The organism is Algivirga pacifica, from assembly GCF_039543525.1.
In the GTDB taxonomy this organism is placed as follows: Bacteria; Bacteroidota; Bacteroidia; order Cytophagales; family Flammeovirgaceae; genus Algivirga; species Algivirga pacifica.
Genome location: NZ_BAABJX010000048.1, coordinates 64,856 through 86,889 on the forward strand (window position 1 = coordinate 64,856; position 22,034 = coordinate 86,889).

Here is a 22,034-nt window from a genome sequence, read left to right on the forward strand (position 1 = left end):
CATCATGAACGCATATTGCGAAGCAATTGCAATTAAACATTATGAACAAACCTTTCACTACTCCTCCAACTCCACCAATACTTCATTTCTGCGATTAAAAAGATCATAAGGAGGATTATAGCCAAAGAAATAAAACTTATCCGTATACGGAATACCCTCTTGCTCTAAAGCAGCCACCAATTGCTTTTTATACTTCCCAATCTTCCCATCGCTTGCCCATCCTCCAAAACGAATGGCGGCCATTCTCTTAGCAGGCTCTTCCCTAAACTCGATCTGAGCCTCATTGGGCTGTGGCAACTGCTCCCTATTCCATTGCTCTGGCACCATAAACATCATAGTCATGGAATCCTCTAAAGACATCGACACCGGAGTGGTCATCGCTATTTTTTCCTTTCGGTCATTCCCTCCAAAGATATACCCTGCCAAAATAGAGAACCCTTTACGGGAAGCTCTTTTGTAGTCTCCCATAGGAAGCTGTACAGAAGTAAATAATCGAGCCTTATAACTTCGAATCTCAAAATCTTCGTAGGTTTCCTCTACTGTATACGGATAGGTTTCAGTCTTTCTTTGTCCACTCATAGCAAATAATTGGATAACAATAAATAGCACCGCAGTACCTCCTAATAAGATATAGAATAGTTTTTTCATGGCCTATAGTGGGGTTGATATCATTTAGAATAACGTGGTAAAAAGGAGAATGGGTTCACATAACGTTTTTTGGGAAATATATCTTCTCTGACTGTTGGTACAGGTTTTAAGTGTACATTCAATAGAAAGTAGATACAGACTCCACTAGGTTCGCTATAGTACGTTCACTTACCGTACCTCACGAACCATACGGTTCACTTTTTATAAGCACGATTGAAAATATGTTTCGACTATTGCTAATAATCCGAAAGATCGGTGCACACCTAGAGAAGATCTTCCATTACTCGGCACCCACGTCGGTTGATCCTACAATATTACCTATTCCTTTTTACCTATTACCTCTAAAAGATTTGTATGGTCTCCCCTACTACAGCCTTGTATTTATAAAAGAAAATCATAGCACTTTACTACTATCCTTCGTAACTTAAAGGAAATTGCTACCTCCCGCTGTAGATTACATTAACCATCAGGGATTTTAAGCCCATTTACGGATTTAATCGCAGGGAAGTACTTCTGGAGTAAGGTCACATATAGTGTAGAGTCCATTGCATGGCGCCCCTGCTATTGCTAAACTCATTAACGGATATAATTATCTTCTGGGGGTAACTCTTATTCTTATTAAATACCATGGTAATCTAGTCAGGGTTGGAAGAATGCAATTCAAATACATTGACAGAAAATATTATTTTTTCTGCCCTACTGTTTACGTGCCTCAGTGAAATGAGATGATTTTTTCGTTCTTTTTTTGTGGATTTAGGGATTTCATATAGTGTCCATACGGCGGTAACATAACCTCACTGGCTGGTACGGTGCCTTCGGATGCGTTTAAGTATACTTATAATGGGAAGGAGGAGCAGACTGAGTTAAGTTGGCTAGATTACGGTGCTCGCATGTATGATCCGGGTGTGGGGAGATAGTTTGGGGTGGATCCACTGGCGGACGACCTAGAGCAAGTAGATAAAGCTCCGTATGCCTTTAGTTGGAACAACCCAATAAATATGGTTGATCCTACAGGTTTAAAACCGTTTTCAACTCACTTGGATGCAGATGGAAATATAATTACTGTCATAGATGATGGAGACAATAGTGTTTATCAGCACGGAGCTAATGCAGACGGTGGAACACCAACGGAACATATGATACAAAGGCGACAAGAAATTTATGGTAGTACTTCGGCTAATGGTAGAAAAGTTGGCGAGACAGAATACTGGGATGAGTTTATAAGCCCAGAAACAGGAAAGCCAATGACCAATTATGTAGTTCAAGTAGGGAAATCTTTTGATCCAATTATTTCGGAGATGAACGCCAAATCAAAGGATATGAATTTGATGGAGATAGCCCAAGCTTCCAAGAAAAATCAGTTGTTTGATATTAAAACAGACTACAAGAGTGTTGGTGGTTTGTTAAATGGTAAATATGCTACGTCTCGTTCAGCTGGTAACTTTTTAGCAGGATATAATGCAGAAGGCGGAACGATGATGGGTGTTGGGGTTTCATTTACAACTTTCCAAAAATTGGCAGGTGCATTACATATTGAGAATAGTCATGGAAAACGGCTTTCAAAAGTACAAATGCTTGATATTGTTACTTTAGGTACCTACATGAGTTCTCATAAAAGCAAATTTGTGGCACCTACTTGGGGGGAAGTTAACTACCAATATAGAATGAGTAGAGCGGGTTGGAAATTTGGAGAAAGTCAAAATAAGTAGTGCTATGAGAAGAATGAATCTGATATTGCTTTTTACATTGCTTTGTGTTTTTTTTAATTGTAACGATAGGCAACAAGAAAAAAAAGTGGATAAAGAAAATACAGAACAAGGGACAAGCGGTTTTCCTCAACAGGAGAAGATAAAAATTTTAAATCTGCCGAATGGTAAAAAGATATATGTAAGCGCAAAGATTTGGGGAATATCGAGTAATCACGAAGAGATCGTTTTTTCTGAAACTCCAATAACTGTTCCTGATAAAAATAAAGACTTTATTTTTTATACAAATGAAGTTTTTTATAAAGTAAGTGGCAAAAGGTTATATATATATGCTTGTGATTGTGATACAAGTGAGCCAAAAGCTACTTTCAAGGGAGTTAATGTTATTTTGAATAACTTAAAAACTTCGAGTCAAATAAAAGACTACAGTATAAATTATAAGAAGTACGGTTTAGAAAAGATGAGTATTCATCATTCCCCCCCGTCCTCACACAGTCTGCCTGAGTAGGCAATATCAATGGAAGGCTAACTATAATTACTAGCCTTCCATTTTTTTATACAAGCATGTGGGTGTAAGGAATACTGTGTTCTACAAATCCTTTTCAATCTAATTGAAAATCCCATTTATGGGATTTTCAATTATAGCGGTGGGTTTTCAACCCATCGTCTGCGTAAGAATAGTTACTGCGAAGGGGAATGGACGCTATTCATACGTAGACCGTGGGTTAAAGACTTACCGTCCCTACCCACGGCTAATATATGTCACCCCTAAAGGGGTTGTATGCTACCAAAACCCTGAAAGGGTGACATCACATAGGGGCGGGATTCATCCCGTCACTATACGGAACATGGCGGTTATTTAGGAAACACGACGATTTTTTATTCGATCTATAAATCCATCACCGACCTCCACTTTCCACTCATACCATCCGAGCGTGGACGCTCGCCAAAAACGTTTTTAGGTCGTAGCGTGGACGCTACGACCAGTGCAGTGGTAAAAATATTACACCTCCACCAACCTATTACCTATTCCTTTTTACCTATTACCTCTAAAAGATGGTTATGGTAAACAAAAAAGCAGGACACCCATCCGGGTATCCTGCTTTTTAAATATACTACAAACTGTAGTGGCTCAGATTAAGCCTCTTGCATGTTGTCCAATGCTTCCATCACCGCTCTTACGTGCTTACGTGACTCTTCCAACAATGCTTTCTCGTCTTCGTTAAGATCAAGCTCGATTACTTTCTCAACACCATTTTTACCCAAGATTACTGGTACCCCTAGGTAGCAGTCCTCGATACCGTACTCTCCCTCTAGTTTGATACAAACTGGGAATACACGTCTTTGGTCTTTTACGATCGCCTCTACCATTTGAGCAGCTGCAGAACCTGGTGCATACCAAGCTGAAGTACCCATTAGTTTTACTAGTTCACCACCACCGAATTTTGTTCTCTCGATGATTGCGTCAAGCTTGTCAGCGTCGATCATTTCTGTTACAGGGATACCTCCTACTGTAGTGTATCTTGGTAGTGGTACCATTGTATCACCGTGACCACCCATCAATACAGCCTGGATGTCTTTTGGAGATACGTTCAACTCCTCAGCAAGGAATGCTCTGTAACGTGCAGTATCCAGGATACCTGCCATACCCATTACCTTTGTTCTTGGCAATTTCGATGAAAGGTGTGCTTGGTACGTCATTACGTCCAATGGGTTAGAAACAACGATGATGATTGCCTCAGGTGAATGCTGGATCACGTTCTCAGTTACTGTCTTAACAATACCAGCATTTGTTTTGATTAGGTCATCACGAGACATACCCGGTTTACGAGGCAAACCTGAAGTGATTACCACTACATCAGAACCTGCCGTCTTAGAATAATCATTCGTTGAACCTGTAGTTCTTGTATCGTACAAGTTGATTGGGGATTTTTGCCAGATATCCAAGGCTTTACCTTCTGCAAATCCTTCTTTGATATCTACTAGAACTACTTCGTTTGCAATCTCTCTGTAAGCTAGTACGTCAGCGCAAGTTGCACCCACATTACCAGCACCTACAACAGTAACTTTCATATGCTATTGATGTGTTTTTTTTGTGAAGGAATTTAATTATACCGCTAATATAAGGAAGGAAATCTTGTTTTTAAAAGACTAAGTTCAATGCTTTTTGGTAAGAATGATATTTGTTAATTAACAGAATTCTTATAACAATATACGGTAATGATTTCTTTATCAGTTTTTTACAAATTAAAAACAACGTCCCTCCGAGTTCTAAAAAGATTTCCGATTTGAAAAACTTTTTTTTGGTTGTGGCGAACGGGATAATTTTTTAGGGTAAATGCGGGATTTTATTGAGTGAAATCCTTGAGCGTGGACGCTCAAGTTATGAAATAAGTCGTAGTGTGGACACTACGACTAGCCTAGGCAGTGAGCAGTGAGCAGTGAGCCGTTAAAATTATGTAAAAAAGGTTGTAGCGTTTCCACTACAACCTTTTCTTCAAAAAGATAATCCTTTACCTTCTTTCTTTACACTTCGTCGGAGCGACCACAAGGGGGTGCCCTTACTACTTCTCGAAGCTCAAGATAGTCTTCTCAATAATATCGCAACAAGCATTCAACTGCTCTTCTGTGATTACCAAAGGAGGTGCGAAACGGATGATATTTCCATGTGTTGGCTTTGCCAACAAACCGTTCTCTTTCAAGGCTACACAGATATTCCAAGCCGTATCACTATCTTCTGTATCGTTAATCACTACGGCATTTAGTAGTCCTTTACCTCTTACCAATGTTACCAAGTCAGATTTTTCAGACAACTCTCCCATACGCTTACGGAACAATTGCCCCATCTTGTCGGCATTCTCCATCAAGTTCTCATCCTTGATCACTTGTAGCGCTTCCATTGCAACGACCATCGCCAATGGGTTACCTCCATAAGTAGATCCATGCTCTCCTGGCTTTAACACCATCATCACCTCATCGTTAGCCAACACTGCTGATACAGGATATGCTCCACCAGAGATGGCTTTACCCAAGATCAATAGGTCTGGTTTTACGTCTTCGTGATCAGAAGCCAGCATTTTACCGGTACGTGCCACTCCAGTTTGTACCTCGTCCATCATCAACAATACGTTGTGTTTCTTACACAACTCCTCTGCTTTCTTCAGGTAGCCCTCTTGAGGGACGTATACCCCTGCCTCTCCTTGAATAGGCTCGATCCAAAGACCTGCTACGTTAGGGTTTTGTAACGCCTTATCCAATGCATCCAGATCATCGTAAGCAATCACTTCAAAACCTGGCATATATGGACCAAAGTTATTCTTTGCTACTGGGTCTGTCGATGCCGAAATAATTGTTGTCGTACGTCCGTGGAAGTTTCTTTCTACAGCTACAATTACTGCCTGATCCTCAGGAATATTCTTCTTGGTATACCCCCATTTACGCACCAGTTTAATGGCTGTTTCATTGGCCTCTGCACCTGTATTCATGTACAACACTTTATCAAACCCGAAGTAATCGCAGATATACTTTTCTGCCACTCCTAGTTTATCCGAATAAAATGCTCTTGAAGTCAGTGTAAGTGTTTTCGCTTGCTCTATCAATGCATTGATGATACGAGGGTGACAATGCCCTTGATTCACGGCACTGTAAGCTGATAAGAAATCAAAATATTTCTTTCCTTCTACGTCCCATACATATACACCTTCTCCTTTTGACAAAACTACTGGCAATGGATGATAATTGTGGGCCCCGTACTTGTCTTCTAATGCGATTGCTTCTTTTTCAGAAATCTGTTCCAAGATGTTACTCATAATGTTTGTCTATTTGTTTTCTGATGGCTTGATGTCATATGGTTGTATGGCCACCTAATGGTTGTATGTGATTAAATAGTCAATGAAACTACGATTAGTCTCTGTCTTATAACAAGAAAAAAAATTGTACTATTCCACTAACCGATACAATATTAAGTATTATTTAATAATTGCAAAAAATTAGAATGTCAAATAAAAACATCTCCAAATAAGTCTGTATTCATTGAACGGAATGACATTCTGGAATCTATTCAATTACTAAACACTAACGCAATATTGTTAAATTATTAACCTTAGTCAATATATTTGTTTATTTTTTAACAAGATGTAAGTGCAATAGTAGAGGAAGAAAAAATAACATCCTTTATCCTTTATCCTTTATCCTTTATCCTTTATCCTTTATCCTTTATCCTTTATCCTTTATCCATAACAACCGAAAACAAAAAAGAGAAATAAAGAATGCCCCCACTCTTTATTCCTCATTTTTCATTCTTCATTCTTCATTACCCCCCCTCATCCCATTCCTTCCATTGATTTAATCTCCCCTAAGCCCTGCATGATTTCCTCCCAACCACTTACGTCAAATTGTACTTGTACGCAGCCAGAGGTTGGAAAATGAATTCCTTCTTCGCAAGTGATAAACTCCAGAAAGTGAGTCAATGCAGGATTATGTCCAACAATTCCCACCACATTTTCCTGATCATTCAGTTGACAAAGAAATCGGTACAAGCTAGCTGCAGAACTATTGTAAATCATGGGTACCTCTTCCATAATGCCTGTGGATAAACTCATTTGTTCCTGTAGGAGTTCGGCTGTTTGTGTAGTCCTTAACGCTGGACTAAAGTATAGTTTATCAAAATGAACTTTCTTTTGCTTTAGTGCTCCTCCCAAACGAGTGGCATCAAAAATACCTTTTTGGGAAAGCGTCCTTTCAAAGTCAGAAAACCCTGAAAAGACTTTTTCAGCCTTGGCATGACGGATGAGGTATACTTGTTTCATAATTATGGTTATAATTTATGGATTATTGCTTGCTGGAGAAGGCAAGGAATCCTGCACTGGCAGACGCTTTTGCTCTTCCTCCATATCGTAGATAATATCAGTGATAAAATAACGGGTATCCCCCCTCCAGAAAAACTTGGTGTACAACTCTTTGTATCTCAATTGTACCCTCTTATTTTTCAAGGAAGCTTTTTCAAGTTGTTGAATCAACTCATCACTTCCCTTGTCTACAGAGAAATACCATACCGAAGACATAGAGCCCTTCTTGTTGTAGGTATCGATCCCTTCTACATTCAAGGTGCCTTCATAAGTTTTTAATAAAACTCCTTTTTTACTCATCTTCATCACCACTCCGGAACGGGAACCTTCGCTATAAGGTACATTGTATAAGAAGAGGAATACTCCTAGTCCCAATACTACCAAACCCAAAATGGTTATCCCAACAATTTTTTTAAATGTCGCCATTGCTTTCTTCATTTTATTAGAGTAATACTATTTTTCTATCACAAAATACCAACATAAGGTGGTAAATAGCATTAAAGTGATAAAAAAATATCCAATAAATGACATTTGTCTCTGAAAAACCCTAAAGACATTATGTACCTTGCTGCATCAAATCTATACAGTTAAACAATAAAGAATAATCTTATGCAAACATTACGCCTCACACTGGGTGTTTTGGGAATTTTTACAATTCTCCAACTCTCCAGTTGCAGCAAAAACGACCAAGCGCAAACTGAGAACAATACTACTGAAAAGATGGCAGAGGATGAGAAAGGACATAAATTTGTTGTCTACCAAATGATGACCCGCCTTTTTGGTAACACCAATACTACGAATGTTCCTTGGGGTACACTTAAAGAAAATGGCGTCGGAAAGTTTAATGATATTAATGATAAAGCGTTACAAGGAATCAAGGATCTGGGTGCCACACACGTATGGTATACTGGAGTCATTGAACATGCAGTAATTACTGATTACACAAAATTTGACATTCCTTTGGATGATGCTGACGTGGTAAAAGGACGTGCAGGATCCCCTTATGCCATCAAGGATTACTATGACGTCAACCCTGATATGGCCGTTGAGGTACCTAATAGAATGAAAGAATTCGAAAGCCTGATTCAACGTACACACGATAACGGGCTTAAGGTACTCATCGACTTTGTTCCTAACCACGTAGCCAGAGACTACCACTCTGATGTAAAGCCGGAAGGTGTCGAAGATTTCGGAGCAACAGACAATACAACTGTTGGCTTTGATCCGCAAAATAACTTCTATTATATCGCTGGAGAAGATTTCAAAGTTCCATCCAACTATAAGCCATTGGGAGGAAAACCTTTCCCTACTGCCGATGGAAAATTCAAGGAATCCCCTGCCAAAGTATCTGGAAATGGTGCCGTAACGGCGCAACCAAGTGAGCACGATTGGTTTGAGACTGTTCGTTTGAACTATGGTGTCAATCACTTGGAAAATGCCAGCAAGCATTTTGACCCTGTACCATCCACTTGGAAAAAGACTTTGGAGATCCTTACTTATTGGACAAACAAAGGAGTAGATGGCTTCCGTTGTGATATGGCTGAGATGGTACCCGTAGAGTTCTGGGGATGGATGATTCCTCAAATTCAGAAGATTAATCCTGATATTATCTTTATTGCTGAGATCTATAATCCTAATGCTTACCGTGACTATATTCACGAAGGTAAGTTTGATTACTTATACGATAAAGTGGGTATGTATGACTCTTTGAGAGCTGTGATGTCACACCGTGATGGATCAACGGCGGAGCACTTCACTCAGGTATGGAAAGGTATGGAAGATATCAATAACCATATGCTTCGCTTCTTGGAGAATCATGATGAGCAGCGTATTGCCTCTCCAGATTTCGCAGGTACTGCAAAAGCTGGTATTCCTGGTATGACCGTAAGTGCTACTTTAGGTACTGGTCCTGTAATGATTTACTTCGGACAAGAAGTAGGTGAGCCGGGCAAAGGAGCTTCTGGATTTAGCAATGATGATGGACGTACGACTATTTTTGATTACTGGGGAGTTCCAGAACACCAAAAATGGGTCAATGGACATCAATATGATGGAGGACAATTATCTGAAGAGCAAAAAGAACTAAGAGCCTTCTATACACAATTGATGAAGGTTACCATGGAAGAAAAAGCACTTCAAGATGGGGAGTTGATTGACTTACAACCAATCAATCTTGACAATCCTTCTTATGACACTAAATATGTCTACAGCTATATTCGTCTTCATGACAAAGAGGAAGCTGTACTTGTTGTGACCAACTTTAGTGATGAAGCAAAGGAAGCACATATTGTCATTCCTGACGACATTCAAAAAACTATGAAGAAGAAAGATGCCAGCACAATTCAAGATCTTTTGGGTAACACCCAGCTTGGTATTGATCTGGAGGAAGCAAGCACCAAAGGTATTAAGATGGAAATCCCTGCTTATGGGGCTTACATCTTTAAGCTGTACTAACCTGTTGAGAAGTTGAGTGGTGCTTTGCACCTCTCAACAACGCTTGCGTTACTCAACCAGCCACGCAAGTGGCCTCAACAAAAAAAGGAGGTTGCTGTAGAAACAGCAACCTCCTTTTTTTAAGTTATTCTTTCCTTAGAATGGCAACTCTCCACCTGTATCACCTCCAACGGGTGGTGGCGGTGGTGGTACGTCATCCGACATTGGACTCTGTGCCGAAGGGGCCTCTACACCACTTACTCTCCAAGCTTCAATATTGGTAAAGTAGATCGTCTGTCCATCTTTTTGATAAGGTCTACCCTTAAGATCAAAGGATACCATAATTTCCTGACCTACCTGATAGTTATCGATTAAAGCGCAACGATCTTGCGTCAGCTGCATTTTAATAAACTGAGGATACATTCCACTTTGAACCTCAATCACAAACTCTCTTTTCTTAAACTTCTCTGAGATTTGCTGTTCTGGATAAATTACTTCCAGTTTCCCTCTAACTTCAAATGACATATAAAATAATCTTCAATAATTGATGATAGATGTGCAATGCTAAACGATGCGTTCTTTCGATCACATCGATCATGACATTTTTTTGGGTCACCCCAATAAGGATTCGAAAATACGGATAATTCAACTAGTATAAAACCTAAACCTCAAATATTACAACCTCTCTTCTACAGTAGAAAGCTACTGACTTCTTTTGATGAAAAAATAAATGTGATCGTTTTTTGAGCTACACTTCGTTAAACCCCAATAAAAAAGCACATCCTACCTCTCTTCTTATGATACTATATTATTCCTTAAATAATCCCATACCTACTATCAATTAAGGAGTTAAACGTTATCAAATATTATTTTTAACATAAAACACATCGATTATTCTCAACGCAAACTCCCTACCCTTTTACAATCTTACACTTGTCGTGATTTCCTAAACTTCTCCTCCATATGCTTTTTATGTAATATAGGTTAACGTAAGGAACAAGCAAGAGATCAAATCATGCTCCTAACCCATCAACATTTTGTTCAATCCATTATTATCATTCTGATGAAAAGAATTTCAACCTTATTCAGTCTACTTATTCTGGGCGTGCTTATCATTGGCTGTAACTCAGATAAAGATGCCAATAAACTGCTTCCTACAATGGAAAGCTATCAAGGCAGCTCTTCCACAATTGACCTATCTTATATCTACACAGAAGGTTTATTGACCGAACAGATCATTACAGCAGGTGGCAGTCAACTTGGCCGCAGAGTCTTCACTTACAACGATGACAACAAAATTGACACCTATACGCTTTATCTACAGTTCCAAAGTGGTGAAGAAGCTTTCACAGAGTATGCATACGAATACAGCAACGGACAAGTTGACCGTATTTTAGTGAGTTACTGGGATGTGCTTTTCGAAGAAACGGAAGATCCTGAGCCTGCAGCTTCTGCAGCTATTAGAGAGCAATTCAGTCATTTAGCTTCTCCTTCTTCTCCAGAGCTGGAAAAGCAATGGGAGAAAATCAATGATCTACGCAGTAATATGAGAACAACGGGTGTCACACCTGTCATGTACCTGAACTTCAATTATGATAATGAGAATATGATGACTGGGTATAGCCTAAATTGGGCTGATGACCAAAATTCTGCTATTCTAAATACCCTTGTTACGCTAGATCCTAATGGAAACATCGACTACATCAGTATACAAGACCTAGACGATATTCCTGTATTTGAGTTTCTTAACTCTTATGATACGGAGCAGAGCCATCAGTGGGCAGCGTTGGAAGAGCTTGGTCCTATTGATATCCTAAGTACGGAAGCACTATATATCAATTTATCAGTATTGGATATTCCAACCTTCTTGTTAATCTACGTTCCTACTTCCTACCAAAATGCATTAACTGCTAAAACAACTGTCAGTAATATCCCTCAACTATTTGCTAACCAGTCTATCATTTACAGCAATGGGTATAATGACAGTGGTTTCCCTAACTTAATTGAAGTAGCTCCTAAAGCTTCCCCTACTAATATTATCCTTACGCAGAGTATCACTTATGAGTAATCGACAGTATAGATTTTAAAGACAACGCTTTTTAAAGCTAGAAAAATGAGTCATCCCATATTAACATTTAAGGGATGACTCATGTTTTTTATTTTACAGTCTAAATAACAGTCCTACCTTTATCCCTTCATTCTGATGTGCATAATTGACATCTCGATATGTCAATCGGTGCCAATACTCTATAAAGGCTAACTTAAAAATATTGTTGATCCCATAGCCTACTGCCACGAAGGGAATGGATGGGTCCATAGATTGTACTCCTGTTTCCTCTCCTGTTTGTAAATCATCTCCTAAAAATAACTCCCTGTTATATTGCTGGTTTTTATCCGTCATACCTCCCCAAGCAATCGTAGACTCAAACATAAGGTTAACTCCTGTCTTTTGGTGTATCCATCGCAATCCTGGTACTTTACCCATTATCGTACCTTTGAATAAGTGTTGTATAAATAGCTCTCCATAATAATCACTGACAAACTCAAAAGGGTTCATCATATGATGCGCACCGAAAGTAGCTACATAGCCGGATAGCCCCTGATGATATTTCAAATAAGGATAAGGTACTTCATTAAGAACCGCTCCTGCTTGTACTCTGTAAGAAGTCTCTCCTCCCCAAGGAAACAATGGAGCATATTTATGCGATAGTGAGAAGTAGACCTTTTGAAAAGGTAAGGTCTCTAAAGTAATATTATTGTGCACTTGCCCCAAGGTATACCCCAATCGTACCTCTGGAAAGCGTTGCCCTCCTTTTCTAAGCAAACGGAAATTCTTGTTATAGGCACTTCGATCCTGATAAGACCAACGTAACTCTATACTTCCTTCTTCAGATGTATATTGTGGACCTACCACTTGCTCTGTCCCTACTGTAGGCACCTCCTCAAAACTTCTTCTATTAAGATAGGTAGATAACATCCAATCAGGGTGCAAGTTATTTGTGTACGACAGTTCTATATTTCGGTAATAGAAAGGAGCTTTCTCTGACATCTTACCATATTGCTGCAACTGACTAAAATTGAGATGATTTCGTTCAAATCCAACCATAGCCAGTGGTGTCACGTCCTCCAAGGCTTTTAATCCAAGAATATGCTTGCGGTCTTCATTGAAAATATACTTTACATCCCCAAGGTACTTCCAACGTTTATCCTTCCAACCATAGCCTGCATAAGCATTCAAGTATAGATGTCCGTCAGCCAGGGTATTATTTATCGCTCCGATCGCTGTTCTGACTCCTTCTACATCATTAAACATCAATACATTGAGGATATGACCAAACTCTAAATACTTGGTTTCATAATACCCCGTCCCTCCTACGTTAGCCATCTGTGCGTATAGCCCGATACGACTTTTCTTTTCCAAAGTTTCTATCGCCTGAAAGGTATCCTGCTTCCACTCCACTTTTCCCATTGTCAATTCTCCTTCACCTTTCAAGGCCGTATCTGTAGCCACCTGATTCAATATTGGCCTACCTATTTGCTCATGGATTTCATAAGATGCCTTAACTTCTGGTACCAATGGCAAATTGGTCAACCGCTGTGTATAGGACGTATATACTGCCTGATACTCTCCTACCTCATTTTTCACTCTCTTTTGTTCCAAAGTGAATCCGGACAAGAAATTCGTTGCCGCTGCAGTAGAAAGCTGCATATCCACTTTTACAAGAGCCGTGTCTTGCAGATTAAACCATAAATCTCCTTCAAAGGCAAGCGTAGAAGGTGTAAAAGGCTCAAAGGCAATATGAAGACACTCCATACCATCGAGCATCACAGGTACATCCGAAAGGTAAGCCTCATAGTATTGTCTCCAAAAAGGGGAAAGTGGTGACGGTATTCCCTTATCGATCACAATAATATTACTGGCAAATAAATCGTCAATTACACGCCCATTATCCCCTATGATTTTTCCAAAAACACCATCCGCATCAAAACCTAACCCTCTCTTTTGCTCCGATATAACCGTATCCTGTATCGCACCTCCAGTCACCGACTGTCGGTGCGTACGGTATTGAGCCGCAAACACCGGTACGTCTTCAATAGTACTATCAGTACTTGCCAATGTTTTTTTAGCGTTCTCCAGCAATCCCTTATATCTATCCGGAAACTCCGTCATCGACCAAGAGATCTGTGTATTCCGTATGGTCTCCCAAGGCTTCCCTTCCTTTCGTTGACGATCCTCCAGTGCCCTTGCTTTATTGATGACCTCAATTGCGGGGTTCTCTCCGGCCACTACGGTCACCTCATCCAATTGTTCGGAAGCAGTGGACAAGGCAATTTTCATATTCACCATTCGCCTGCGAATGGGTAATTTCAATGTTTCATAACCAATAAAAGTAACAACGATAGAATCTTTACGGGTAACAGAAGATGGCAACTCAAAAGCGAATGTACCATTCATATCCGTAGTTGTTCCTACTTTTTTATCAGATTGAAGATATAGGGTTGCAAAAGGAAGTAGTTCACCAGAATCTTTATCTTTTACCACACCTGCACACCTCTTATTTTGGGCATATAACATGGTAAAGCAACTGCATACTAGACATTGGATGAATAGTAGCATTAGTAGTTTCCTGTAAAACAGGGTAGCGTTGTTTGTCTTCATAACCAATTGTTAAGCTTACTGTTTTCATAAACATCAATACACTGCATGTGCTAAGAGTATGATGCTTATGCCTATGATATCCCCTACTGCTGTGATAAAAAATCTAACAATACATGGGTTAGGGTTTTGAGATCGTAAAGGATATCCCACACATATTCAGATCCTTGAAGTTCCCAAAATTTAGGCAAGAATCAAAAAATCCTTACATGAAAAGCCACTCCAATAATCTATGGGAGTGGCTTAAATAGGACAATTATGAAAATCACTATGTCATTAAAACGCTCTATTTTATTCTTGATAAAGTACTATATACCCCCAAGGTTTCAAGGTTAGTTTATCTTTTCCTTTCAAAGTATATGATGTCCCAGAGAACAACTCCTGGTACCTACCTGCATAATGTGCTGTTTCCAACGTCACCGTAACTTCCTGATCAGTGAAATTAAGGATAGGCATCACACGATGTCCTTCTTTCTCACGAACAAATGAGATCACCTGATCCATCTTATCAGAATAGATGCGCTGCATCTCTCCTCCTGCAGCTCCATTCCACAATGCTTTATTACGGTGTTTTAGATCAAATAAGGTTTTGTATAACTGAGCATTGGGGTGTTCCTTCCATTCTATCAAATCTTTATCAAAAAACTTTAAGGAACGATCCAGTCCAGCTTCCTGCCCGCTGTATACCAAAGGCATTCCATTTACCGTAGCAGCCATCACTATGGATACCTCTAATCCTTCTCCAAAATTAGCATACTGATTTCCTTCCCATGAGTTTTTGTCATGATTATCCGTAAACGTCATACGGTAGGCATCTTTGGGGAATGTATTGACATCATGCGCCATATACTCCACCAATCGGTATCTTGATTTTCCTTTGGTTGTCACCTCATGCAACTCATCCCATAAGCTCCATGCATAGGTCATATCGAAAGCATTTTTATGTAAATCTCTCGATTCCCATTCCGCCAACATAAATACGGGCTTGATGGCATCCAATTCCTTACGAACATTGTCCCAAAAGTCAACTGGAATAAACCCTGCTACATCACAACGATATCCGTCAATATTGGTCTCTTTTACCCAATATTTCAACACCTCTGTCATATATTCTCTAATCCCAGGCTGATCGTAATCAAAATCGATAATATCATCCCAATCATACCAAGGAGTAGGCTGGAAATTTCCTTCAGGCGTACGAGTATACCACTCCGGGTGCTCCTTAACCAATGCATTGTCCCAAGCCGAGTGATTAGCCACCCAATCAATAATGACATACATCCCCATCTCATGAATCTTATCGACCAAGGCCTTGAAATCCTCCATCGTACCAAACTCAGGGTTCACCCCGTAATAATCTTTGACGGAGTAGTAACTCCCCAACTCCCCTTTTCTATTCTCTTCCCCAATCGGATGAATAGGCATCAGCCAGATTATATCAATTCCCATTTCCTTTAAACGAGGCAAATGACTTTCAAACGCCTTAAATGTTCCTTCCTCTGTAAACTGACGGACATTTACCTCATAAATGGTGGCATTCTTACTCCACTCTGGATGCTTCAGTTCCACATAAGGTTTAGGAGAGTAAGCAGAAGAAATCCCTTCGTTCATCGTCTGAGATTTAGAGTCACAAGAGTACATAGATGTTGACATTCCTAACAATAGGGATAGCCAAACTAATGATCTTTTCATTGGTAAGTTTGTTTGATTTAATTAATAGTGAATAGACCATAAAGGAAAAAGGAATATAATTAAGATTAAATGATTAACCTCAATGATATTCCTTCTGGGAATTTTTAATTTTCAATTTTTGGTTATCGGTTATCGGTTATCGGTTATCGGTTATCGGTTATCGGTTATCGGTTATCGGTTATCGGTTATCGGTTATCGGTTATCGGTTATCGGTTATCGGTTATCGGTTATCGGTTATCGGTTAAGAAAGTTATTTGAACCAGAAACAATAGGCAATCATGGGGCAACATTTTCTTAAACGATAAGCGATAACCGGTAAACGATAAACCACTAAGAAATCATCGCCTGCTCCTCAAGACTTAGCAGCAGCTCTTTCAGGTGCTCCATCTCCACATGACTCATGATGAGTACCTTATACCATGTGTTGTTGATTTCTTTCTTTTGAGGGACTAACTGAAAACGTTCTGCAATCTCCTTGGTGATATATTCCGCATGAATGGAGATGATATTCATGCGAGGATCACGATAGTACTTGATACCTAGTTCATCCAAACGCTTGCAGAACCAGTCCGTTCGCATTAATAAAATACTGATTTTCTCATACCACTTATGTGGCCCATAGGTACTTAGGATAGCCCATAAAGCAACTGCATTAGCTCCTGAACGACTTCCACAAACCGTTAGATCCACCCCATCTGCATAAGACTTATCATTCACCAGTACATTCTCAATTAAGCCTTTTCTACAGATAAATATTCCTGTACCAAAAGGTGCTTGTAGCATTTCATGTGCATCTACCGCAATAGAGCTGATATGTGGGTTATTAAAATCAATATGATTCTCCAATTCATTGAAAGGATAAATGAATCCTCCAAAATCAGCATCAATATGTAGTTTAAAGGATAGCCCCCTCTCTTGCATATAGTTAGTATAGATATCAGGATTATCTACCGAGCCAAACATGCTTGTTCCCATATTGGAAATGACGATGAAATATTTCTTTCCACTCATCAAGGCATCGTTCATCAAGGCCTCAAAAGCCGATGCTTTCACGGAACGCTCTTCTGTATGCACTGGAATCTGAATGTAATCCAGCATCAGTAGGTTAGCAGCCTTGGCTATTGAAAAGTGAGAATCCTCTGATGCTATAATGGCAATTTCTGATGGGTTTGCATTTTTCTCTCTCAAAAAGTAATTGCGATACATCCATACTGCCTGTAGATTCGCTTCTGTCCCTCCGGAAGAAACATAACCATCATAATCTCCCTCCTTCATCTTAAACAGGTCACAGGCAACCATGTTGAGCAGTTCCTTTTCCAAAGCTTGTGTTCCTTTGGAAGCATACTCTGAGGTACCAAAGGTATGGCAGCCGATATGATTGGGGTTGGCCATATATGCCTGAAGTACGGGCATATTCCCTAGGTATAGGTTTTCATTGGTAAATACTTTTTCATCTAGTCGAGAAGCAGGATACCCTAATGAAGGGGTATTAGCGAAGTCAACATTGTTTTGCAGTGCAGACTTGATTTCACTCGCCACTTCATCCTGAGAGCGTTTTTTCCAATAGGTCATTTGAATTTTCATGGCATTCAGCTTTTATGTGTTATTCGTACGTTTGTTAATTATGATCACCAATTTCAACGAGAAGACCTCCTTAAAAAATGATGGGGATCAACTCAAATTGGATACTATGGTCATCTATTATAGAAATGCGTTGGGAGAAACTATTCAACATTGGTACACGTTCACGAAGTAGATAGATATATTCGGTTATTTTAGTCAGCCAAATCCATGAAAAGTCGAAGAGAAGAAATTTACCAATTCCTGATTCAAAGTATTGAAGAAAGGCTTTCTGCTTTCCGCAATACGCAAAAAGAAGACATCTCCGATATTACCCATGATGATGATACTTCTACGGACTTTATTGAAAGCAATATGGAAACTGAGATTGCTAATGTTACGTTAAGCAACGAAACCATTGATCAGCTTGCCTTACACTTGGAAGAAATCAAAAGCTTGAGTCGGGGCACCTCTGGAAATGGTCACATCAAGAAAGGCAACATCATAGAGACTGTCGATAAATTTTTGATCGTTGGAACGACCTTTACTCCAATCACCTATCAGGATAAAAAACTATTGGGAATCGCTCATGATGCTCCTGTTTATGAAAAAGTATTGGGATTGGCACCTGGAGATACCCTCACCGTGAATGACCGAGATATAAAAATTGAGGCGATTTATTAAAAATGTGACGCCTTCTGTTATATACTCTAAATACATCTTATATAGACACTTAACTATTATACCCTTATGAGCACCTCTAATATCAACACCCTTCACCTTTACCATCTTAAGTGGATGGAAGAGCTAACCTTTTTTAAGGAACAGGTCAATCGCTATGAAGCTCGATTGGAAAAGCTCGCTAAAAGAATCAAAAGCAGTCGTATGAAAGCCCGACTGGAGCAGATTCAAAACAAGTTTATCGTTCAAAAGGAAGTGATAGACCAACTCTATCATGATATCAAGATTCAGGAACATGAACTTGCAGAGGAAGTAGGTAAAAACCCTCAGAGAGCTACGAAGCGATTGTTCCGACATCAGTCCGAGATGGGGAATCGAATGTATCGCTTCAATAAACTGTATCGGGATATGAAAAAGGATTTTCTTTCCTTTTGCCTAAATATCAAGAGAGCTTAGGAAAACAGTCAAATAACGGGCGACCACATGGAGTCGCTTTTTCACCTCTGATGACGGGCGACCACAAGAGTCGCCCCTACCTTTTTACCTTTTACTTTTTACTTTTTACCTTTAAAGTTACCTTTGCAAAAAATTGAAAGGTAGCATGAACAACAGAGAGATTTTTGAGGAGCTACAAGCCCCTACTTCCCCATATCCTTTGGGAATAGAGATAGAATATGCCAAGGGCGTCTACATGTACAGCCCTGATGGTAAACGATATATGGATTTAATCTCCGGAATTTCCGTCAATAACTTGGGACATTGTCACCCTAATGTGGTCCAAGCCATCAAGGAACAAGTAGACAAATACCTTTTTGTGATGGTATATGGAGAGTTTGTGCAAAAACCACAAACCGATCTATCCAAACGATTAGTAGATGCACTTCCCGATAACCTAAACTGTACTTATTTTGTCAACTCTGGTACCGAAGCCAATGAAGCAGCCCTAAAGCTCGCTAAACGCTATACAGGAAGAACAGAGTTGGTAAGCTTTAACCGTTCTTATCACGGCAATACGCATGGTTCTCTGAGTGTCTCAGGAAATGAGATGAAGAAATCTGCTTTTCGTCCTTTGCTTCCAGACGTACGTTTCATTGACTTTAATGTCATGGAAGACCTACAGCATATCACGGAAAAGACTGCTGGTGTGATTGTAGAACCTATACAGGGAGATGCAGGAGTTCGTATTCCTGATGTAGCTTATATGAAAGCCCTTCGTCAACGCTGCGATGAAGTGGGAGCCGTCTTGATCTTTGATGAGATCCAAACTGGTTTTGGCCGTACTGGAAAGCTCTTTGCCTTTGAGCACTTCGATGTAGTCCCTGATGTATTGACCATCGCAAAAGGTATGGCGGGAGGAATGGCCATGGGCGCTTTTATCTCTTCTAAGGAAATGATGCAAACGCTTTCTCACAACCCTATTCTGGGACATATCACCACCTTTGGTGGTCATCCGGTATGTTGTGCCGCAGCTAACGCTACCCTAAAAACACTACAGGAAGAAACCCTGATCGAGGACGTTGAGCAAAAAGGGCAATTGATTGAAGACCTTTTAGGGAAACACCCTGCCGTAAAAGAAATCCGCCGCAAGGGATTTATGTTTGCGATTGACATGGAAGACTTTGAGTTAGTCAACAAGGTCGTGATGCGTTGTATTGAAAAAGGTGTAATTACCTATTGGTTCCTATCCACGCCATATGCCTTCCGTATCGCCCCTCCTTTGGTGATTACAGAGGAAGAAATCCGATATGCCTGTAAGGTTATTTTGGAAGCGATTGATGAAGTGGGGAGTTAATTTTTAATTTTCAATGATTCATTTTCAATTTTCAATTATTTACTCACTCTGATAGTTCAGAAGTTATAGTCCAACGCCTGGTCCCAGCGTTCAGATGCTATACAAGGAAGAATGATTTTTTTCAGGTAGTCCTGTTCTTGTATAGCATCGCTCTGGGACCTTGCTATTTTACACTAATCTCTCTTAAACGGCAGTGGTAAACCGCTTGGTCAAGGAGCGCTTTTCGCTCGTACCTCGCTGAAAAGCTGAACTCCTTGACCAGGCTGTAGTATTACTATTGGCCACGTGCCATGCTTGCCGTGAGGCAAGCATCTACATCCACTTTCGCTAAACAATCAACTAAACAATATGAACGAGCGAAGCTCAATTCAACAGCATGAACAAAAAAAACGGCCTACACCAATGGAATTGATGTAGGCCGTACCTGTATACCGTTAATTTCTATCTTACGCTAGCGCTTATGCCAATACTGCTTCTTTCTCAGCAGTCTCTAGGCTAATTGCTTTCATGGCAGTCATTGCACCACGAAGTTTTTTACCTACTGCCTCGATTGGGTGACTGATGATTGCATCATTCACTTTGTTCAGCTCTTGGTTATCTACTCCTAGTCCTTTGCCTTCGATAAATGCTTTACCGATGATATCTAGATCAACCTTTGTCATGAAGTCCGCCAATAGTGGCTTACATGCGTGGTCGAATAGGTAACAACCATACTCTGCAGTATCTGAGATCACACGGTTCATTTCGAATAGTTTCTTACGAGCGATCGTGTTGGCAATCAATGGAGTTTCGTGCAATGACTCATAGTAAGCAGACTCTGCCTTGATCCCTGACTCTGTCATGGTTTCGAATGCTAGCTCTACTCCTGATTTTACCATTGCTACCATCAATACACCATTCTCGAAGTAGTCTTGCTCAGCGATTTCTACCTCACCTGCTGCCGTTTTCTCAAATGCTGTCTCACCTGTAGCCGCTCTCCAAGTCAATAGATCTTTATCATCTGCAGCCCAGTCAGCCATCATTGTGCTAGAGAAGTGACCACTCATGATGTCGTCCTGATGCTTTTGGAACAATGGACGCATGATGTCTTTCAACTCCTCAGACAACTCAAATGCTTTGATCTTAGCAGGGTTAGATAGACGGTTCATCATCCCTGTGATACCACCGTGCTTCAATGCCTCTGTGATAGTCTCCCATCCGTACTGGATTAGTTTTGCTGCATATCCTGCGTCCAATCCTTTCTCAACCATTTTGTCGAAACAAAGGATAGAACCTGTCTGCAACAAACCACAAAGAATTGTTTGCTCACCCATAAGGTCTGACTTCACCTCTGCTACGAAAGATGACTTCAATACCCCTGCTCTGTGACCACCTGTACCTACACAATATGCTTTTACCTGATCCCATCCTTTTCCTTCTGGGTCGTTCTCAGGGTGTACTGCGATCAACGTAGGAACACCAAATCCTCTTTTGTACTCCTCTCTTACTTCTGTACCTGGACACTTAGGAGCTACCATGATTACCGTAATATCCTCACGAACTTTCATTCCTTCCTCTACGATATTGAAACCGTGTGAGTAAGAAAGTGTTGCTCCTTGTTTCATCAATGGCATTACTTGGTTTACTACCGCTGTATGTTGCTTATCTGGCGTAAGGTTAATTACCAAATCTGCTGACGGGATCAACTCCTCATAAGTACCTACTGTAAAGTTATTGTCTGTCGCATTTTTCCAAGAAGCTCTTTTCTCTTCAATTGCTTGTGCTCTTAACGCATAAGATACATCCAATCCTGAATCTCTCAAGTTCAAGCCTTGGTTCAAACCCTGAGCACCACAACCTACAATAACAATCTTTTTGCCTAGCAACGCATCTACGCCTTTATCGAATTCTGAGTTATCCAAAAATTCAGCTGTACCCAATTGCTGTAATTGCTCTCTAAGCGACAATGTGTTAAAATAATTTGCCATGTGTTTTATTCTTTATTTGTTATGAAAACAGTTTAATTTCTTTTCTTAAAA

Annotated in this window: 17 protein-coding genes; 7 read left to right on the forward strand and 10 right to left on the reverse strand. The window is 40.0% G+C overall.

Annotated elements, in window-relative coordinates; all coding sequences use genetic code 11:
- Nucleotides 1–57 precede the first annotated feature (57 nt).
- A complete protein-coding gene (locus tag ABD985_RS15885; protein WP_345373418.1) occupies nucleotides 58–648 on the reverse strand; it encodes an SOUL family heme-binding protein in 591 nt (196 codons plus the stop codon).
- Nucleotides 649–1,646: 998 nt separating this feature from the next.
- On the opposite strand from ABD985_RS15885, the gene ABD985_RS15890 reads away from it, so the two are divergent.
- Entirely contained in the window at nucleotides 1,647–2,357 is a 711-nt protein-coding gene (locus tag ABD985_RS15890) for a hypothetical protein (protein ID WP_345373421.1), read from the forward strand.
- Nucleotides 2,358–2,361: 4 nt separating this feature from the next.
- Complete coding sequence (locus tag ABD985_RS15895) at nucleotides 2,362–2,862, forward strand: hypothetical protein (protein WP_345373423.1); 501 nt, start codon at nucleotides 2,362–2,364, stop codon at nucleotides 2,860–2,862.
- Between the two features lie 629 nt (nucleotides 2,863–3,491).
- Here the strand turns inward: ABD985_RS15895 and mdh are convergent.
- The 4 genes from mdh to ABD985_RS15915 form a co-directional block, all read right to left on the reverse strand.
- Nucleotides 3,492–4,427: a malate dehydrogenase gene (mdh, locus tag ABD985_RS15900; protein ID WP_345373425.1), complete on the reverse strand. Its 936-nt coding sequence runs from the start codon at nucleotides 4,425–4,427 to the stop codon at nucleotides 3,492–3,494.
- Nucleotides 4,428–4,918: 491 nt separating this feature from the next.
- Nucleotides 4,919–6,163: an ornithine--oxo-acid transaminase gene (gene rocD, locus ABD985_RS15905; RefSeq protein ID WP_345373427.1), complete on the reverse strand. Its 1,245-nt coding sequence runs from the start codon at nucleotides 6,161–6,163 to the stop codon at nucleotides 4,919–4,921.
- Nucleotides 6,164–6,676: 513 nt separating this feature from the next.
- Complete coding sequence (locus ABD985_RS15910; protein WP_345373429.1) at nucleotides 6,677–7,162, reverse strand: SixA phosphatase family protein; 486 nt, start codon at nucleotides 7,160–7,162, stop codon at nucleotides 6,677–6,679.
- Nucleotides 7,163–7,177: 15 nt separating this feature from the next.
- Nucleotides 7,178–7,627 (reverse strand): hypothetical protein, encoded by a 450-nt coding sequence (locus ABD985_RS15915; RefSeq protein ID WP_345373431.1) that lies wholly within the window; start codon nucleotides 7,625–7,627, stop codon nucleotides 7,178–7,180.
- 183 nt (nucleotides 7,628–7,810) lie between these two features.
- On the opposite strand from ABD985_RS15915, the gene ABD985_RS15920 reads away from it, so the two are divergent.
- Nucleotides 7,811–9,655, forward strand: a complete 1,845-nt coding sequence (locus ABD985_RS15920; RefSeq protein ID WP_345373433.1) for an alpha-amylase family glycosyl hydrolase — start codon at nucleotides 7,811–7,813, stop codon at nucleotides 9,653–9,655.
- 135 nt (nucleotides 9,656–9,790) lie between these two features.
- Here the strand turns inward: ABD985_RS15920 and ABD985_RS15925 are convergent, their stop codons facing one another.
- Nucleotides 9,791–10,159 (reverse strand): DUF3127 domain-containing protein, encoded by a 369-nt coding sequence (locus ABD985_RS15925; RefSeq protein WP_345373435.1) that lies wholly within the window; start codon nucleotides 10,157–10,159, stop codon nucleotides 9,791–9,793.
- Nucleotides 10,160–10,697: 538 nt separating this feature from the next.
- Here ABD985_RS15925 and ABD985_RS15930 point away from each other — a divergent pair.
- Complete coding sequence (locus ABD985_RS15930) at nucleotides 10,698–11,702, forward strand: hypothetical protein (RefSeq protein WP_345373437.1); 1,005 nt, start codon at nucleotides 10,698–10,700, stop codon at nucleotides 11,700–11,702.
- Nucleotides 11,703–11,795: 93 nt separating this feature from the next.
- Here the strand turns inward: ABD985_RS15930 and ABD985_RS15935 are convergent, their stop codons facing one another.
- The 3 genes from ABD985_RS15935 to ABD985_RS15945 form a co-directional block, all read right to left on the reverse strand.
- The gene (locus ABD985_RS15935; RefSeq protein WP_345373439.1) at nucleotides 11,796–14,294 is read right to left on the reverse strand and encodes a DUF5686 and carboxypeptidase-like regulatory domain-containing protein; all 2,499 of its coding nucleotides are present in this window, start codon (nucleotides 14,292–14,294) and stop codon (nucleotides 11,796–11,798) included.
- A gap of 288 nt (nucleotides 14,295–14,582) precedes the next feature.
- Nucleotides 14,583–15,983 (reverse strand): alpha-amylase family glycosyl hydrolase, encoded by a 1,401-nt coding sequence (locus ABD985_RS15940; RefSeq protein WP_345373441.1) that lies wholly within the window; start codon nucleotides 15,981–15,983, stop codon nucleotides 14,583–14,585.
- A gap of 330 nt (nucleotides 15,984–16,313) precedes the next feature.
- Complete coding sequence (locus tag ABD985_RS15945; protein WP_345373443.1) at nucleotides 16,314–17,567, reverse strand: pyridoxal-dependent decarboxylase; 1,254 nt, start codon at nucleotides 17,565–17,567, stop codon at nucleotides 16,314–16,316.
- A gap of 207 nt (nucleotides 17,568–17,774) precedes the next feature.
- On the opposite strand from ABD985_RS15945, the gene ABD985_RS15950 reads away from it, so the two are divergent.
- The 3 genes from ABD985_RS15950 (at nucleotide 17,775) to ABD985_RS15960 (ending at nucleotide 20,016) form a co-directional block, all read left to right on the forward strand.
- On the forward strand, nucleotides 17,775–18,227 hold the full coding sequence (locus tag ABD985_RS15950; protein WP_345373445.1) for a hypothetical protein: 453 nt from the start codon (nucleotides 17,775–17,777) through the stop codon (nucleotides 18,225–18,227).
- Between the two features lie 66 nt (nucleotides 18,228–18,293).
- A complete protein-coding gene (locus tag ABD985_RS15955; RefSeq protein ID WP_345373447.1) occupies nucleotides 18,294–18,680 on the forward strand; it encodes a hypothetical protein in 387 nt (128 codons plus the stop codon).
- Nucleotides 18,681–18,825: 145 nt separating this feature from the next.
- Nucleotides 18,826–20,016 carry an aspartate aminotransferase family protein gene (locus ABD985_RS15960; RefSeq protein ID WP_345373449.1) on the forward strand — a complete coding sequence of 397 codons (1,191 nt, stop codon included), beginning with the start codon at nucleotides 18,826–18,828 and terminating at the stop codon, nucleotides 20,014–20,016.
- A gap of 458 nt (nucleotides 20,017–20,474) precedes the next feature.
- On the opposite strand, the gene ilvC is transcribed toward ABD985_RS15960, so the two are convergent.
- A complete protein-coding gene (ilvC, locus tag ABD985_RS15965; protein ID WP_345373451.1) occupies nucleotides 20,475–21,983 on the reverse strand; it encodes a ketol-acid reductoisomerase in 1,509 nt (502 codons plus the stop codon).
- Nucleotides 21,984–22,034: the final 51 nt, after the last annotated feature.